The 620-nt window shown below is 42.4% G+C and carries 1 tRNA gene and 1 rRNA gene; both read right to left on the minus strand.

Annotation, left to right across the window (positions count from 1 at the left end):
* Positions 1 to 382 precede the first annotated feature (382 nt).
* A tRNA-Ala gene (locus tag ACSTTG_RS24195) sits at positions 383 to 458 on the minus strand.
* Positions 459 to 540: 82 nt separating this feature from the next.
* Positions 541 to 620: ribosomal RNA gene (locus ACSTTG_RS24200) — 16S ribosomal RNA — on the minus strand; the annotation flags it as partial.

Below are 620 nucleotides of genomic sequence, written 5' to 3' on the forward strand. Positions count from 1 at the left end.
CGCCTCTGACTGCCAAGGCATCCACCGTGTACGCTTAGTCACTTAACCATACAACCCCAAAGAGTTTCGCATTGGCGAACCACGGAGTTGTCGTTAAACAACCAAAGTTGTCTGCAATTTTTATACATGATGCAGACTCGATTTTGCCGGACTCAAATATTAAGTAGCTTTCGCTACTTCCAAGAACACTTGAATGTGTGTTGGTACCTATTCAAAAGAATAGGATTTGAGAACTTTTATTTGAATAACAACGCTTATCTAAAAGATAAGGGGATTGTTGTTATTCGTCAGCTTTCCAAATTTTTAAAGAGCATAATTTGCTTTCTACTTAAAGAAACAAACCATTTTTAAGAACACTAAACAAAGGAAATGTACTTAAAGATGGTGGAGCTATGCGGGATCGAACCGCAGACCTCCTCGCTGCCAGCGAGGCGCTCTCCCAGCTGAGCTATAGCCCCATCTGGTTGTAGCAAATTCCTTTTCTTGCTCTAACTAAAACCGTATCAATCTGTGTGAACACTCATCGCAATAATCATCGTATAAGGAGGTGATCCAGCCCCAGGTTCCCCTAGGGCTACCTTGTTACGACTTCACCCCAGTCATGAACCACAAAGTGGTGA

The organism is Vibrio glycogenivorans (assembly GCF_051660965.1).
Lineage (GTDB): Bacteria > Pseudomonadota > Gammaproteobacteria > Enterobacterales > Vibrionaceae > Vibrio.